Raw genomic sequence first — 15,275 nt, forward strand, 5'->3', positions numbered from 1 at the left:
CTAGTTATCCGGCGCCGTCACGCGACGGCGCCGGGCGATTAGGCGCAGGCTCAGCACCCGGAGATCTTCGGCATCGAAGCGACGACGCGCCAACGGCACGACAACCGCATTCTCCAATGTCAGATGACGCATCTCGTGCTTGGCGAAGGCGGCTAACGCTTCCGCACCACCTTCAATAGAGTGCGGCGGCTTCCTTATAATGAGGCAGGCGTTGAGCACGTCGCGCACCCGAACTGACAGCGCCTTGTCCTCGGCATGCTCAGAGGTCAGGCGATCGAGCACATCCTCCACAAGATCCTCCGGCAAGCATCGCTGCCGGAGCATCGGGAAGAAATCTTCCTCTTCGTCGATCACATGCAACGTGAGATCGAAACGTATGAAATCGAGCAATGCTGTGATGACAGCCGCGTCAAACTCCGTCGCGTCAGAAAGGCGCTCAAGGGCCCTGCACATGCGCCGATGGTTGAGATGCTCGGCCAAGATAAATTCAATCGGATCGTGCGGCGTGGGACGGCGCGCGCCGTCGTCACGCAGGCTGGGGGTCATAGCGCACTCTCCATTCGGAGACGAAAGGTCGTGACCTTCGATACGCAGGCAGCCCCTGGATCCTTGGCGTCGCGCAGCGCCGAAACCAGGTCAGCCCAAGTCTCTTCATCGGCTTCCGCCATGAAATCAGAAACCGCGATGCGAACGAATTGAGCCAAGGTCTCGCCACGGAGATTGGCCTCACGTTGAAGCTCTTGCTCAAGCCGCGCGTCTTCGGCGCCAAGCCAAGATTGCAACTCGGCGCTAGAGGTCTGGCCAAGCGACAAGAGCTCGCCAAGCTGCATCGCGCGGCTCATACCTTTGATCCCAAAGAAAGCGAGAGCCCCTCGATCTGAGCCGACGCCGCAAGCGCCGCCACATAGCGAGCCGAGGAAGCCGCCCACGCACGTGTGCGCAATGATCCCTTGATGAAAGCCTTGACGACTTCGAACGGGAGTTCCTTCGCCGCGCTGTGCTGATCAAGACGAATGACGTGCCAGCCATGGCGGGTACGAACTGGCTTCGCACCGATCTGACCGGGACTAAGATCCATCAAGGCGCGTTCAAGATCATCTGCCAAGTCGCCGCGCTGGAGCTGACCGAGCGAACCGCCCTGCTCTGCAGTTGGACAGGCCGAGCATGCGCGCGCCCACTCGGCGAACGGCTCTCCCGCGCCGATGGCTTTGATGGCGGCGGCAGCGCGTTCATAAGCGGCGACCCAGGCCGCCTCTCCTTCGTGTTCGGGGGCAAACAGAATGTGGGATGCTTCGTAGAGTTCAGGCGCGGCGAACTGCGACGCAGCGCCTTCGTAGACGCGTCTGCACTCAACGTCGCTTGGCTCAACCGAAGCAACCTCAAGTTCGAGGACTTGCCGGACAAGCGCCTCCTCATCGGTCTCTTCGCGCCCTTGAGCATCTCGCGCCGGCGTCGGCTCCAATGCCAGCGCGCGAGCACGGAGCAAGAGCAGCTCACGAATGACCAATGCGCGAGCGGCTGCGGCGCGAGCCTCTGGGCCGGAGGCCGCGTCGTGGTTCTGCGCCTCTTGCGCAATCGCCGTCTCCGGTATCGCAATCCCGTTCACGAACACTGGCGGGGCGTTGGCTGGACGACGCGCCGCAGGAACGGGGCCATGACTGCAACCGGAGAACGCCTCTGCCTGAGGTTCATTCTGTGCGGTCTGTATGAGGGTGTGTTTCATCGCCCGCCTTGCCCTGCCGCCAGGCGCTTCGAACGTACGATTTGCCACCCACGGCGATTGAGATACCAAATTGGCGCCGACAGCATGTGTACGAGGCGCGTGAACGGGAAAACGAGAAGAATTGTGAGACCTAATGTGAGGTGCGCCTTAAAGATCCAGTGCGCGTCGGCCACGTAATCGGCAGCGCCGGCGCGGAACGTGAAGATGCCTTGCGCCCAATACATGAACTTAATCATTTCGCCGCCATCACGGTGCTCAAGCGAGATCGGGATGGTGGCGAGGCCGAGGCAGAGTTGCGCCAACAGCAGCGCAAGTATCGCCGTGTCGCCAAAGCTCGATGTTGAGCGAATACGCGCGTCGAAAACGCGCCGATGCAGAAGCAAGAGACCACCAACGAGGCACATCGCACCGGCAACGCCTCCTGCCACGATGGCGAGCATCTGCTTTGCGCTGTGGGTCACCCCAAGCGCATCCCACACCACAATCGGTGTCAGCAGACCGATAAAGTGGCCGGCGAAGATCGCGAGGATGCCCACATGGAAAAGGATGGAGCCCAGCACGAGCTGCTTTCGGCGCAGCAATTGCGATGATCCCGTGCGCCACGTGTACTGTTCCCGGTCGAAACGCAGCACTGAGCCGAGCGCGAGCACTGCCAGCGCGATGTATGGGTAGAACCCGAATAGTGCCTGATTGAGCCAATCCATGATGCGCCCTCAGAGCCGATATTCGACCGCGAACCAAATCTTGGTGCGGTCTGCAAAACGAGGATCCTCGCCCTCGAACGTTGCCGCCTTGGCCTCAAGTGAGACACGTTCGTTGAGCGAGAGCCGAACGGAGGCATTCAATTCGGAACCAAAGTCGGCGCTGCCGCCGTCGTCAGTGAAATCGTGCGCAACTACGTTGAAGACGACAGGCTGCTGCGCCGGCCAGGGGCGCGTCGAATACGAGACGCCGGCGTAGAGGTCACGAACGCCGTCAGGCGGCGTCGCTAGAAATACATCAGCCCAGCCTTGAAAGGCGTGCAGCGTCGCCAGCGGCGTGGAGAAGCCGCGAACGCCGTCGCCCTCAAGGCGTTCACCGCCGACGGTCACGGTCCATCGGTCGTGACGGACAGCGAGCTCGCCGTGCTGGTAGCCAAGGTCAAAGCCGGTGCTGTTGCCGCGATAATCGCTCTGCGCCGCTGCTTCCAGCGTCAACCGCGGATGAAACGAGCCTGCTTGCCACTCATTCGACCACCGCAGTCCGTACGTCTGACTCGATTGCGCCGGAGCATTCTGAAAGTCGAGCAAAAGGCCATAGGCACTAAGGCGTCCGGCCGGCAGATCGAGATCGGCCTGCAATACGTGCGAATCGCTATCCCACTCACCTTGCGCGCTGTCGTCGCCAAAGATCCGGCGCACATTGTCGATGTAGACGTAGGTGAAGGCGCCGTGCTCAAACGGCCGCGCTTCAATTCGGAGTGCGTCAAACGTCTGCTCGTTTTGGCGAAAGCCCACATTGCCAACGAAGCGTGCGTTGTTGAGGACGATGCGTTGACGCCCTGCTACAACACGCCGGCCCTGGGCGCCGGCCCACGTGACTTGCAACCGATTGAGCTCGAAGGCTTCGGGATCTGACACGGTGGCAAATGCTGTATTGCCGTTTACCGTATCGTTGAAATCATCCGTCAGCTGGGCCACGCCCTCGAACTCAGCGAGGAACTTGAAGCCATTGAACGCGCGGGTTTCGTAACCCAGGCGGGTGCGAAGAGTCAGCGCGTCGGCGTCATTGAGCCCATCTTGCGAAACGCTCTCGTAGCGCAGGCGGGTATCAACGATCCAATCGCCCGCGGCCTGCGTTTGCGCTGAGGCCGATAAGGGCGCTGCCCAACATGCGCCGAAGGCGCCCAGCGCAATCGTGAGCACACGCAACGGCTGTTGCACTGCGTTCATTGAGTGGTTTCCCCCATGCGTGCGACCGCCGCGGCGGCCTTGGGGCAGCCGACTTGATCCGGACCAAATGTCACCTGCTCTTCCGCCCAGGCCCTATCGAGCGCTTCGAGATCATCGGGATCGTCGTCCGGTTCCTGCAGCAAGGCGTTGAGCGCTTCGGCGTTTCGCTTCGTTTCGACCAGAGCCACTAAGATGTCGAACACACGGGCGTACGGCGACCGGCGCTTTTTTAAACGCTCTCGCAACGCTTCCAGAACGTGCGCGGCTTCACCGAGCAGCGCCGCGGCTTCGTCCGTCGGCAGCATCGACAGAAACTCGAGAAATACCGGGAGGTGATCTGGCAGCTCCTTTGCGGTCAGCTCAAGACCGCGCGACGAATAGAGCTTCAACAACTCCACCATGGCCTGGCCACGGTCGCGGCTCTCACCGTGGACGTGCTCGTAGAGTTGCAGCGACAAGGAGCGCGTGCGGTCGAACAGATCAACGTAGCGCGCTTGCGCCCCATAGAGATCTTGTCCCGAGAGCTCGAATGCCAAAGAGGTCAAGCGCCGCACTAAGCCCGCAGGCGCCAATCGATCGCCGTGGAGCGCCTCGACTGCGGCCGGCACCAGCGCCGACGTTTCCGCAGTGGGATAGCTCAACAGCACCGAGAGCGCGCGATAGGTTTGCGCCATGTTCAAATCTCCATCGGGTTCTTGGCGCGGCTGTTTTTGGTCCTGCCAAACAAGCCGAACTCAGTGCGTCCGCCGGACGCTTCATTGCCGAAACTAAAGCCGCAGGCGCCACGAATGCCCAAAGCGTCCTCGGCGCCCTCGCGATGCGAAGTCGGGATCACGAAACGATCTTCATAGTTCGCGATCGCCATGATCTGGTACATGTCCTCGATCTGCGCCGCGGCTAAGCCTACCCGCTCCGCCACCGCATGATCGATCACGCCGTCGATTGACTTCGAGCGCATGAATGAGCGCATCGCCAGCATTCGCTCGAGTGCGGTAATGATCGGCGTCTCCTCACCTGCGGTGAGCATGTTGGCGAGATATTTCACCGGTATCCGCAACGAGCGCACATCCGGCATGACGCCATCGTGTTCGATCGCGCCCATCGACGCCGCCGACTGGATTGGCGACAGCGGCGGGACGTACCAGACCATAGGCAGCGTGCGATATTCCGGATGAAGCGGAAACGCGACCTTCCACTCCATCGCCATTTTGTAGACCGGGCTTCTCCGCGCCGCTTCAATCCACGCCTCCGGCACGCCGTCCGCACGCGCTTGCGCAATCACCGCCGGATCGCTCGGGTCAAGAAAGACCTTGAGCTGCGCCTCGTAGAGATCCTTTTCATCGACGCTGGCGGCTTCCTCGATGCGGTCCGCGTCGTAGAGGATAACCCCCAGATAGCGGATGCGCCCGACGCAGGTTTCAGAGCAGACCGTAGGCTGTCCGGCTTCGATACGCGGATAGCAGAACGTGCATTTCTCGGATTTTCCACTCGACCAATTGTAATAGATTTTCTTGTACGGACACGCCGACACGCACATTCGCCAGCCGCGGCACTTGTCCTGATCGATCAGAACAATGCCGTCTTCCTCGCGCTTGTAGATGGCGCCGGACGGGCAAGCCGCGACGCAAGTCGGGTTGAGGCAATGCTCGCACAGGCGCGGCAGATACATCATGAACGTGTTTTCAAACTGCCCGTAGATGTCCTTCTGCACCTTGTCGAAGTTCACATCCTTGGATCGCTTGGAAAACTCACCGCCGAGAATCTCCTCCCAGTTCGGGCCCCACTCGATCTTCTCCATACGTTGGCCGGTTATCTGCGAACGCGGCCGCGCGGTTGGAAACGCCTGCATCTCCGGCGCGTTCTGCAAATGCGCATAGTCGAAGTCGAAGGGCTCATAATAATCGTCGATCTCAGGCAAATCCGGGTTGGCGAAGATCTTCGCCAGGATCCGCCACTTCGGGCCCATGCGCGGTTGGATTTTTCCGCCCCTGGTACGCTCCCAGCCGCCATTCCAGCGCTTCTGATTTTCCCATTCGCGCGGATAGCCGACGCCCGGCTTGGTCTCGACGTTGTTGAACCAGGCGTATTCAACACCTTCGCGGCTGGTCCAGACATTCTTGCAGGTGACTGAGCAGGTATGACAACCGATGCACTTGTCGAGGTTGAGCACCATGCCAATTTGAGCGCGGACTTTCATTGACCGGCTCCCACTTCAGCGAGTGGTTTGTCGAGCCAATCCACTTTGTCCATCTTTCGCACGATGACGAACTCATCGCGGTTTGAACCGACCGTTCCGTAATAATTGAACCCATAGGCCAGCTGCGCGTAACCACCGATCATATGCGTCGGCTTCAACACCGTGCGCGTCACTGAGTTATGGATGCCGCCGCGATGCCCGGTCATCTCCGAGCCGGGCGTGTTCACGATCTTCTCTTGTGCGTGGTACATGAAGACCGTGCCTTCACGGATGCGCTGAGAAACAACTGCGCGCGCGGTGAGTGCGCCGTTTGAATTGAACGCCTCGATCCAATCATTATCCTTGATGCCTGCTCGGCCAGCGTCCTTCTCCGACAGCCACACCACTGGTCCGCCGCGATTGAGCGTCAGCATCAGCAGATTGTCCGAGTAGGTTGAGTGGATGCCCCACTTCTGGTGCGGGGTAATGAAGTTGAGTATGATCTCCTTTTCGCCATTCGAGCGGAACTTGTGCGCCAACCCCGTGGTCTTGAGATCAATCGGCGGCTTGTAGACGCACAGACCCTCGCCGAATGCACGCATCCAAAGGTGATCTTGGTAAAGCTGCTGGCGCCCTGTCAGCGTACGCCAGGGGATCTGCTCATGTACGTTGGTATAGCCAGCATTGTAGCAAACCTTCTCGCTCTCGATCCCCGACCAGATCGGCGAGGAGATGATCTTGCGCGGCTGCGCCACCACGTCGCGGAAGCGGATCTTTTCGTCTTCCTTCGGTAGCGCCAGGTGCGCGTGCTCACGGCCGGTCTGCTTTTCCAACGACTGCCATGCCTTTACGGCCACCTCACCGTTGGTCTCTGGCGCGAGCATGAGAATGGTCTCACAAGCGTCGATGTCGGTTTCAATCTTCGCCAGGCCCTGGGTCGGTCCATTGAGGACTTCGCCATTGAGCGCCTTCAAATGCGCGATTTCATGGTCGGTGTTCCAGCCCAGACCCTTGCCGCCGTTGCCGACCTTGCCCATTAGTGGGCCGAGCGAGGTGAAGCGGCGATAGACGTTCGGGTAGTCGCGCTCGATCACTGTAATCTGCGGGCCGGTTTTTCCGGGGACCAGCGCGCAATCACCCTTCCACCAATCCTCTACATCAAACGGCTGCGCCATTTCGCCGGCGGTATCGTGTTGGATCGGCGTCAGGACAACGTCCTTCTCCACGCCCAAGATTTCGGGGCATACTTCCGAGAACGATTTTGCAATGGCCTTGAAGATTTCCCAGTCTGACTTGCACTCCCAAACAGGATCCACGGCCGCGGTCAGCGGGTGGATGAACGGGTGCATGTCCGAGGTGTTGAGATCGTTCTTCTCATACCAAGTCGCTGTGGGCAGAATGACGTCGGAGTAGACCGCGGTTGTGGACATACGAAAGTCGATCGTGACAAGCAGATCGAGCTTTCCTTCTGGCGCTTCGTCGCGCCACTTCACGTCCACGGGCTTGCGTCGGCCGGTAGAACCCAGATCTTTGCCGAGCACGCCGTTTGTCGTCCCAAGCAGATGCTTCAAGAAATATTCGTGACCTTTGCCGGACGAACCCAACAAATTCGAGCGCCACACAAACATGTTGCGCGGCCAATTGTCTGGGTGATCTGGGTCCATGCAGCTCATCTCGAGCCGCTTGGCGTTCAGTTCGCGCACGACGTAGTCGCGTGGATCGACACCCTCGCGCTCAGCCGCTTTCGCCACGTCCAGTGGATTGGTCTTGAGCGCCGGCGCCGAGGGCAACCACCCCATACGCTCGGCCTTGGCGTTATAGTCGATGAAGGTCACACCCCAGTCGCCGTCTGGTGCGGTGGGTGAAAGGATTTCTTTCACGTCCAGCGTTTCGTAACGCCACTGATCGGAATGCGCATAGAAGAAGCTGGTAGAGTTCTGTTGGCGCGGCGGACGCGCCCAATCGGTCGCAAACGCCAGCGGTGCCCAGCCGGTCTGAGGCCGCAACTTTTCCTGTCCAACATAGTGCGACCAGCCACCACCAGATTGACCGATGCAGCCACACATCGCGAGGAGGTTGATCACCCCGCGATAGTTCATGTCCATGTGATACCAATGGTTCATCGCCGCGCCGATGATCACCATCGACTTGCCGTTGGTCTTTTCCGCGTTGGTCGCAAAACCGCGCGCCACGGCGATGATCTGATTGCGCGGGACAGTCGTGACGGCCTCCGCCCAAGCCGGCGTATAGGGTTCAAGGTCATCGTAGCTGGACGGCATGTGCTCGCCGCCGAAGCCCTGATCTACACCATAGTTGGCGAGCATCAGATCGTAGACGGAGGCAACTAACACCTCACCGTCCTTCAACGTCATGCGTTTTGCAGGAATGCGACGCATCAGCGTGTCAGGGTGGTCGGTGGACGCAAACCCGTTCGAGGCGGTGTTGGCAAAGTAGGGAAACAAGACCTCGGCGACTTCGTCGTGCGCGCCCTTGAGGCCAACGCGCAGCTTCACCGGCGCGCCATCCGCCTTCTTCTCTTCCAAATTCCACTTGCCCTGTTCACCCCACCGGAACCCGATCGAGCCGGTCGGCACAACCGGGTTGCCAGTCGCTTCATCAATGCCGATCGTCTTCCAGTCGGGATTGTTGTCTTCGCCTAAGCCATCGACAAAGTCCGAAGCGCGCACCAGCCGATCGGGAACGTAGCGGCCATCCTTCTTCACAAGCCGCACCAGCAACGGCATGTCGGTGTAGCGGCGGACGTAGTCCTGAAAGTACGGCACCTGCCGGTCGCGATGGTACTCGCTCAGCACCACGTGACCCATGGCCATCGCGAGCGCGGCATCTGTCCCCTGCTTCACCGAAATCCACAGGTCGGCGAATTTCGAAGCTTCGGAATAGTCCGGACAAATGACGACGGACTTCGCACCTTTATAGCGAACCTCCGTGTAGAAGTGCGCGTCCGGCGTCCGCGTCTGCGGCACGTTCGAGCCCCAGACCAGAATGAAGCCGGAATTGTACCAGTCCGCGGATTCCGGAACGTCGGTTTGCTCGCCCCAGGTTTGCGGCGAAGCCGGCGGCAAGTCGCAGTACCAATCGTAAAACGAACCGCAGACGCCACCGATCAATTGCAGATAACGAGCTCCGGCCGCGTAGGAGATCATCGACATCGCGGGGATTGGCGAGAAACCAAACACTCGATCTGGACCGTGCTTCTTCACGGTGTAGGCGTTGGCGGCGCCGATCAACTCAGTGACTTCGTGCCAGGCAGCGCGCACCAGGCCGCCGCCGCCGCGAATGGAAGTGTAGGATTTCCGCTTGGCCGGGTTCTCGACGATCGACGCCCAAGCCTGCACCGGCGACATCGTCTTGCGCGCTTCGCGCCACATCTTCATTAAGCGACCACGCACGAGCGGATACTTCACACGATTGCCGGAATAGAGATACCAGGAGTAACTCGCGCCGCGTGCGCAGCCGCGTGGCTCATGGTTCGGCAAGTCCGGTCGTGTGCGCGGATAATCCGTCTGTTGCGTCTCCCATGTGACGATGCCGCCCTTGACGTAGATCTTCCACGAACACGAGCCCGTGCAGTTCACGCCATGCGTTGACCGAACGATCTTGTCGTGCTGCCACCTGCGCCGGTAGGCTTCCTCCCAGGAACGATCCTCGTCGTTCATGACGCCGTGCCCTTCCGAGTAGAGCTCGGTCTTGCGCGTAAAGAAGGCGAGGCGATCGAGTGTATGGCTCATGTCAATTGCCCTCAGTTCGCAGATGCTTTGACAGCTGAAACAGCTGGCGCGCGCTTATTTTCGACGTCGAACAACACACCGCCGGGCCGCGCATAGACGAACCAGGTGATGGCGAGGCACGACACATAGAAGACGAGAAAGCCGATCAGCGCCGCGTTGGCGCTCCCGGAAGCCGCGAGAGACATGCCGAAGCTCTTAGGAATAAAGAACGCGCCGTAAGCGGCGATTGCCGACGTAAAGCCTGTGATGGCGGCAGATTCCTTCTCCGCCTGCTTCAACTGCTCGGTGGCAGATGCGCTCGGAGAAAGCCGCGCAATCTCTTTCCGCATGATGGCCGGTATCATTTGGAAGGTTGATGCGTTGCCAACTCCGCTCGCAAAGAAGAGCAGAATGAAACAAGCGAAGAAGCCCGTGAACGCGCCAGGCGCGTCCTTGTTGGCGAGGAAATACATGACGCCTATGGTGCCGAGCATCATGCCTACGAACACCACGAGGGTCACTCGCGCGCCGCCGAACCGATCGGACACCCAACCCGTTAGGGAGCGCGACAGCGCCCCGACCAGCGGGCCAAGGAAAGCGATTTGCAGCACGTTTACATCTGGGAATTGCGTGCTGGTGAGCAGCGGGAACGCGGCAGAGAAGCCAATGAAGGAGCCAAACGTGCCAGTGTAGAGCCAACACATGACCCAGTTGTGTGTGCGCGTGAAGATGACGGATTGTTCGGTGAAAGACGCCTTTGCCGTCGACAGGTCATTCATTCCAAACCACGCCATGAACGCCGAGGCGACAATGAACGGCACCCAGATGAAGCCGGCGTTCTGCATGAACAACGTATCGCCGGTCGTGGTGGCCTGACCTTCACCGCCAAACGATCCAAAGACGGCGGCTGTGATGGCGAGTGGAACCAAGAACTGCATCGCGCTGACGCCGAGATTACCGAGACCCGCATTGAGCGCGAGGGCGTTGCCCTTCTCTGCGCGCGGGTAGAAGAAGCCGATGTTCGACATCGACGACGCAAAGTTGCCGCCGCCCAGACCACACAGAAGCGCCAGCCCCAGCATGATCCAATATGGCGTTTCAGGACTCTGCACGGCGAAGCCAATGCCAAGCGCTGGGGCCAGCAGCGACCACGTCGTCAGCGTTGTCCAAAAGCGTCCGCCGAAGATCGGCACCATGAACGAATAGAATATGCGCAACGTCGCGCCGGAGAGTCCCGGCAATGCCGCGAGCCAGAAGAGTTGGTCCGTGGTGTAGTTGAAGCCGATGAGCGGGAGCTTGGCGACTACGACCGACCAGACCATCCACACGGCGAACGAAAGGAACAGGGACGGGATCGACAGCCACAGATTGCGTGAAGCGATCTTCTTTCCGGTCTCCTTCCAGAACACCGGCTCTTCCGGGCGCCAATCGGCGATGAGCCCGGCGCCACGAGCGCCGTGCTTCGCGGGCTCGTGAATCGGCTCCATTTCCGGAAATTGCGGCAGCGTCTCGAGGATAGCCTCGGCCGCGCGGCTCTCCATGCGCTGGATCGCGAAATGCATCCAAAGCAGTGCGCCAGCGGCGATGGCGAACAACAGCATAAAGCAGCTGGTCCAGATGCCGGTGAGGTCGTTGAGCACGCCAAAGGCGATCGGCAACACGAAGCCGCCCAGACCGCCAATCATGCCGACCAGCCCGCCGACGGCGCCCACGTCTTTCGGATAGTAGACCGGGATGTGCTTGTAGACGGCGGCCTTGCCCAGACTCATGAAGAAGCCAAGCACGAAGAGGATCACCGTGAAGGCGATAAGCCCGGTTTCAAGCCGAAACGCGATTGGTCCGTGAATCCCATCGACGACGTAGGATGTCGGCGGATAGGAGAGAATGAAGGCCGCGGCGACGCTGACAAGGAACGTCCAATACATAACCTGGCGCGCGCCGACGCGATCGGAGAGATGCCCGCCATAAACCCGGAAGAGCGAGGCCGGCACCGAGAACGCGGCGGCCACCATGCCGGCCGTCTTCAGGTCGAGGCCATAGACACCGACGAGATAGCGCGGCAGCCAAAGCGCCAGCGCAACGAACGCGCCGAAGACGAAGAAGTAATAGAGCGAGAACCGCCAGACCTGAATGTTCTTGAGCGGGGCAAATTGTTCGAGCATCGGCCGGGGCTTCAGCCCTTTGGCGCGTCGTTCCACGAGCTCTGGATCGTCCTTCGTGAACAGAAAGAACAGTATGGCGATCGCAACGAGACCAACCGCCCAAATCTGCGCCACCGCCTGCCAACCCATGGCAATGAGGACAAAGGGAGCAACGAACTTGGTGACGGCGGCGCCCACATTGCCCGCGCCGAAAATCCCGAGAGCCGTCCCCTGCTTTTCTGCGCCGAAGAACTTAGACACGTAGGTCACGCCGACGGCAAACGTTCCGCCGGCGATGCCAACGCCAAGCGCCGCGATAAGAAACTGCGGATAGGTCTCGGCGTATGACAGCAGAAAGGTTGCGCCGGCGGCGGCCAGCATCACCAGTGGATAGACGACGCGGCCGCCAAACTGGTCAGTCCACACGCCCAGCACGAGCCGGATCAGCGAGCCGGTCAATATCGGGGTGCCAATCAGCAAACCGAATTGCGTTTCCGACAGGCCCAAATCCTGCTGAATCTGAATGCCGATGATCGAGAAGATTGTCCAAACGGCAAAGCTCGCGGTGAAGGCGATTGTGCTCAGCCAAAGCGCCGTATCAGCGCCGCTTCGCTTAGTTGCTCCCGTCTGTAGAGACATATTGACCGCCCCGAACACCAGCGAGAGTGAGACGCCTCGCAGGCTTCTAAGAGCGTCAAGTCGGCGTCGGAGCGTTTGATGCAGATCAAGCGAGCGGCGCAATTACCCGAAAAATTGCGCGTTCGACATTCGCTCGCCGCCCCACTTGACCTTTGTCCGCCTCGTGACTTGCGGAATATCAAATGGCGGACGTTTTCTGCGTCCGCCTCTCTCCTGAATTGACTTGTATCAATTCAACGGGGGCCGGACGGCGCCACAAGACTCCAGCTGCCACCGGAGAGCGCCATGCGAGCGTGTGACATGGATCGGGTCAAGGGCCTGCCGCTTTTTGCGGATGCAGCGGCTGACACCTTTCGTGTCGCCACGGCCGGTGCCCACCTGCAACGCTTTCCCGCTGGGACTATGCTCTTGCTTGAAGGTGATCCGGTAGATTTTCTCTACGTTTTGCTGGACGGCCAAGTCGAACTGCACGGCACCTGGAACGATCACGAAACCGTTCTGGCGATTTTGCGCCCTGTTTCGACATTCATTCTCGCCGCCGTCGTTTTGGACGCGGATGCCCTTATGTCGGCGCGTACGCTGGAGCGTTGTGAGATTCTAATGATCCCCGGCGACGCGATCCGCACCGCCATGCGGCTCGATCCGAGGTTCGCGATGGCCGTGTCACGCGACTTGGCGGGTTGCTATCGGGGACTCGTTCGCACGGTCAAGAATCACAAGCTCCGCAATAGTGTTGAGCGCTTGGCCAATTATCTTCTCGCTCTGCGCGCGGCGGACAATTCAGGCGGCGTCGTGCGCCTCCATCATGAGAAGCGCATTCTTGCCTCGTTGCTGGGCATGACGCCCGAAAATCTCTCCCGGGCATTCTCTGCGTTGCAAGCGGTTGGCGTGAACGTCCAAGGCGCCGTGGTCACTCTATCCAATGTCGCGGCGTTAGAGGCCTTAGCCAAACCAGATCCCCTGATCGACAACCACGCCCCACGCGGTGGCGACATTGTCGCCGAGGCAGATGCCGAGGTCTGGTCATCCGAGCGGAATCGCGCGGGCGGTGAGGCCGGCGCACGCACCGCAAGCGCAGGAAGGCGCAATGACTGAATCACATCCAACAACAGAGCGCGTGGGCGGAATGTTGCTCGCAGGCGGCCAATCTCGCCGCTTCGGCGCCGAAAAAGCGGTGGCGCGCTTTGGCGAAACATTGATGATGGATGCGGTCGCTGAGCGATTTGCTCGATTTGCTGACTTTGCGATTAGCGCGAGACCGGGTTCCGCGGCCGCGACGCGCGCGACGCGCTTGCACGCTACAATTTTGAATGATGATCCAAGCCTGCCCTCTGGGCCACTTGCAGGGGTATTGGAAGGGCTGAAGTGGGCGCACGCCCGCAACCTCGACTTCCTCGCGACTGCCCCGTGCGACGCACCTCTCCTGCCGACCGATGTGTTCGAGCGCCTCCTGGATGCGATCGGTCTAGCGCCTGCGGCGTTCGCGGTTACCTCGGTAGGCGATCATCCCCTTTGTGCGGTCTGGCAGGTTGCGCTTCAGACCCCACTTGAACATTCTTTGAGAGGCGGCGTGCATCCCTCGGTCAGATCGTTTCTGGCAGAGCAGCACGCGGAGCGTGTTTGGTTCGACGACGCACGCGCTTTTGCCAACGCCAACACGGCTGACGCCCTTCTCGCCTTAGAGCGGCCGGCATGAACCCCCTCGTGGATCCCTTCGGTCGTGCAATCACGTACCTGCGTGTTTCGGTTACCGATCGGTGCGACTTACGCTGCATCTACTGCATGAGCGAGCGTATGCGATTCCTGCCGCGCACAGAGCTATTGACCCTCGAAGAGCTGGATCGATTGTGCACGGCATTCATCGAGCGCGGCGTGCGGCGGTTGCGGTTCACCGGCGGCGAGCCGCTGGTGCGCAAAGGCTTCCTCGATCTACTGCGAGGGGTCCGCCGTCACCTGGGCAAGGGTCTCGATGAAATCACGCTGACGACCAATGGTGTGCAGCTGGCAGGGTTTGCACAAGCGCTCTTCGAAGCCGGTGTGCGTCGCGTCAACGTGTCGATCGATTCGCTCGACAGGGAGACCTTCGCCCGCATTGCGAGGCGCGATTGCTTGCCCCAGGTGCTCGCCGGCATTGAGGCTGCTGTCGCGGCCGGACTTAGAGTCAAGATCAATACGGTAGCGCTGAAACACGACAACGCCCACGAGATCCCCGATCTTATCAAATGGGCGCATGGCCGCGGCCACGACATCACCCTGATCGAAACCATGCCGCTCGGCGAGGTAGACGAGGATCGCACCAGCCAGTTCCTTTCGATCACCCGCGTCCGCGAGGACATGCAAAGTTATTGGCGCCTAATTGATCTGCCGGACCGCACCGGCGGTCCGGCCCGCTATGTGCGCGTCGAAGAAACCGGCGGGCGCCTCGGCTTCATCACACCACTGACGCACAATTTCTGCGAAGGCTGCTCGCGGGTTCGGCTGACCTGCACCGGCCGACTCTACTTGTGCCTCGGCCATGAAACGTCGGTCGATCTGCGAACACCTCTGCGCGCGGGCGCAGACGCCCAGACAATTCACGATGCAATAGATGCCGGCATCGCGCTGCGGCCCAAAGGGCATGATTTCCAAATCGAACGTCTCTCAACACCCGCTACGCAGCGGCACATGTCGGTGACTGGCGGATGACAAAACTCCTTTTCTTCGGCCGCACGCGCGATGCAGCAGGCTGTGGCGAAATGGATTGCGAAATCCCGGCGGCGATAGAAAGCGTGGCGGATCTCCGGGCGTGGATCGCTTCACGTGATCCTGCACTAGGCGCTGTACTTGCAGCGAGAGATATTCGCGTTGCCGCAGACCAATGCATTTGCGTCAATGAAGGCGCCTCCATTCGTGGCGCCTCCGAAATCGCCTTCATGCCGCCGCTGAGCGGGGGTTGAG

The 15,275-nt window shown here is 60.3% G+C and carries 13 protein-coding genes; 4 read left to right on the forward strand and 9 right to left on the reverse strand.

The genetic code is table 11. The features are described 5' to 3' along the window. Genes ATE48_RS08760 through ATE48_RS08800 form a run of 9 tightly spaced genes read right to left on the reverse strand, consistent with a single transcriptional unit; the run spans nt 1 to nt 12,338 of the window. Nucleotides 1–546, reverse strand: coding sequence for a hemerythrin domain-containing protein (locus tag ATE48_RS08760; RefSeq protein WP_066770242.1), 546 nt, complete (start codon nt 544–546; stop codon nt 1–3). After that, nucleotides 543–842 carry a hypothetical protein gene (locus tag ATE48_RS08765; RefSeq protein WP_066770244.1) on the reverse strand — a complete coding sequence of 100 codons (300 nt, stop codon included), beginning with the start codon at nt 840–842 and terminating at the stop codon, nt 543–545. The genes ATE48_RS08760 and ATE48_RS08765 overlap by 4 nt, the downstream gene beginning before the upstream one ends. Continuing rightward, complete coding sequence (locus tag ATE48_RS08770; RefSeq protein WP_083197241.1) at nt 839–1,723, reverse strand: peptidylprolyl isomerase; 885 nt, start codon at nt 1,721–1,723, stop codon at nt 839–841. The genes ATE48_RS08765 and ATE48_RS08770 overlap by 4 nt, the downstream gene beginning before the upstream one ends. Then, a complete protein-coding gene (gene narI / locus ATE48_RS08775; RefSeq protein WP_066770248.1) occupies nt 1,720–2,427 on the reverse strand; it encodes a respiratory nitrate reductase subunit gamma in 708 nt (235 codons plus the stop codon). The genes ATE48_RS08770 and narI overlap by 4 nt, the downstream gene beginning before the upstream one ends. 9 nt (nt 2,428–2,436) lie before the next feature. Further along, nucleotides 2,437–3,654 carry a hypothetical protein gene (locus ATE48_RS08780; RefSeq protein ID WP_066770251.1) on the reverse strand — a complete coding sequence of 406 codons (1,218 nt, stop codon included), beginning with the start codon at nt 3,652–3,654 and terminating at the stop codon, nt 2,437–2,439. Further along, nucleotides 3,651–4,328 (reverse strand): nitrate reductase molybdenum cofactor assembly chaperone, encoded by a 678-nt coding sequence (gene narJ, locus ATE48_RS08785; protein WP_066770253.1) that lies wholly within the window; start codon nt 4,326–4,328, stop codon nt 3,651–3,653. Before narJ ends, ATE48_RS08780 begins: the two co-directional genes overlap by 4 nt. A gap of 2 nt (nt 4,329–4,330) precedes the next feature. After that, nucleotides 4,331–5,851, reverse strand: a complete 1,521-nt coding sequence (narH, locus tag ATE48_RS08790; protein WP_066770255.1) for a nitrate reductase subunit beta — start codon at nt 5,849–5,851, stop codon at nt 4,331–4,333. Then, on the reverse strand, nt 5,848–9,579 hold the full coding sequence (locus tag ATE48_RS08795; RefSeq protein ID WP_066770257.1) for a nitrate reductase subunit alpha: 3,732 nt from the start codon (nt 9,577–9,579) through the stop codon (nt 5,848–5,850). Before ATE48_RS08795 ends, narH begins: the two co-directional genes overlap by 4 nt. 11 nt (nt 9,580–9,590) lie before the next feature. Further along, nucleotides 9,591–12,338, reverse strand: coding sequence for a nitrate/nitrite transporter (locus tag ATE48_RS08800; RefSeq protein ID WP_066774751.1), 2,748 nt, complete (start codon nt 12,336–12,338; stop codon nt 9,591–9,593). A 285-nt stretch (nt 12,339–12,623) separates the two neighbouring features. Here ATE48_RS08800 and ATE48_RS08805 point away from each other — a divergent pair, with 285 nt between their 5' ends. From ATE48_RS08805 to ATE48_RS08820, 4 genes are read left to right on the forward strand one after another with little or no spacing between them, the layout of a single operon-like run. Further along, the gene (locus ATE48_RS08805; protein ID WP_066770259.1) at nt 12,624–13,433 is read left to right on the forward strand and encodes a cyclic nucleotide-binding domain-containing protein; all 810 of its coding nucleotides are present in this window, start codon (nt 12,624–12,626) and stop codon (nt 13,431–13,433) included. After that, a complete protein-coding gene (gene mobA / locus ATE48_RS08810; RefSeq protein ID WP_066770260.1) occupies nt 13,426–14,034 on the forward strand; it encodes a molybdenum cofactor guanylyltransferase in 609 nt (202 codons plus the stop codon). The genes ATE48_RS08805 and mobA overlap by 8 nt, the downstream gene beginning before the upstream one ends. Next, a complete protein-coding gene (moaA, locus tag ATE48_RS08815) occupies nt 14,031–15,023 on the forward strand; it encodes a GTP 3',8-cyclase MoaA (RefSeq protein ID WP_083197243.1) in 993 nt (330 codons plus the stop codon). Before mobA ends, moaA begins: the two co-directional genes overlap by 4 nt. Beyond that, nucleotides 15,020–15,274 carry a MoaD/ThiS family protein gene (locus ATE48_RS08820; protein ID WP_066770262.1) on the forward strand — a complete coding sequence of 85 codons (255 nt, stop codon included), beginning with the start codon at nt 15,020–15,022 and terminating at the stop codon, nt 15,272–15,274. Before moaA ends, ATE48_RS08820 begins: the two co-directional genes overlap by 4 nt. The last annotated feature ends 1 nt before the right edge of the window (nt 15,275 follow it).

It is taken from the genome of Candidatus Viadribacter manganicus (assembly GCF_001679665.1).
Lineage (GTDB): Bacteria > Pseudomonadota > Alphaproteobacteria > Caulobacterales > Aquidulcibacteraceae > Vitreimonas > Vitreimonas manganica.

Bases quoted from the DNA above. Each gene is read 5' to 3' on its own strand.
- ATE48_RS08800 (WP_066774751.1), bottom strand. From the start codon at position 12,338: ATGTCTCTACAGACGGGAGCAACTAAGCGAAGCGGCGCTGATACGGCG.
- ATE48_RS08780 (WP_066770251.1), bottom strand. From the start codon at position 3,654: ATGAACGCAGTGCAACAGCCGTTGCGTGTGCTCACGATTGCGCTGGGC.
- mobA (WP_066770260.1), top strand. From the start codon at position 13,426: ATGACTGAATCACATCCAACAACAGAGCGCGTGGGCGGAATGTTGCTC.
- moaA (WP_083197243.1), top strand. From the start codon at position 14,031: ATGAACCCCCTCGTGGATCCCTTCGGTCGTGCAATCACGTACCTGCGT.
- ATE48_RS08820 (WP_066770262.1), top strand. From the start codon at position 15,020: ATGACAAAACTCCTTTTCTTCGGCCGCACGCGCGATGCAGCAGGCTGT.
- ATE48_RS08770 (WP_083197241.1), bottom strand. From the start codon at position 1,723: ATGAAACACACCCTCATACAGACCGCACAGAATGAACCTCAGGCAGAG.
- narH (WP_066770255.1), bottom strand. From the start codon at position 5,851: ATGAAAGTCCGCGCTCAAATTGGCATGGTGCTCAACCTCGACAAGTGC.
- ATE48_RS08765 (WP_066770244.1), bottom strand. From the start codon at position 842: ATGAGCCGCGCGATGCAGCTTGGCGAGCTCTTGTCGCTTGGCCAGACC.
- ATE48_RS08805 (WP_066770259.1), top strand. From the start codon at position 12,624: ATGCGAGCGTGTGACATGGATCGGGTCAAGGGCCTGCCGCTTTTTGCG.
- narJ (WP_066770253.1), bottom strand. From the start codon at position 4,328: ATGGCGCAAACCTATCGCGCGCTCTCGGTGCTGTTGAGCTATCCCACT.
- narI (WP_066770248.1), bottom strand. From the start codon at position 2,427: ATGGATTGGCTCAATCAGGCACTATTCGGGTTCTACCCATACATCGCG.
- ATE48_RS08760 (WP_066770242.1), bottom strand. From the start codon at position 546: ATGACCCCCAGCCTGCGTGACGACGGCGCGCGCCGTCCCACGCCGCAC.
- ATE48_RS08795 (WP_066770257.1), bottom strand. From the start codon at position 9,579: ATGAGCCATACACTCGATCGCCTCGCCTTCTTTACGCGCAAGACCGAG.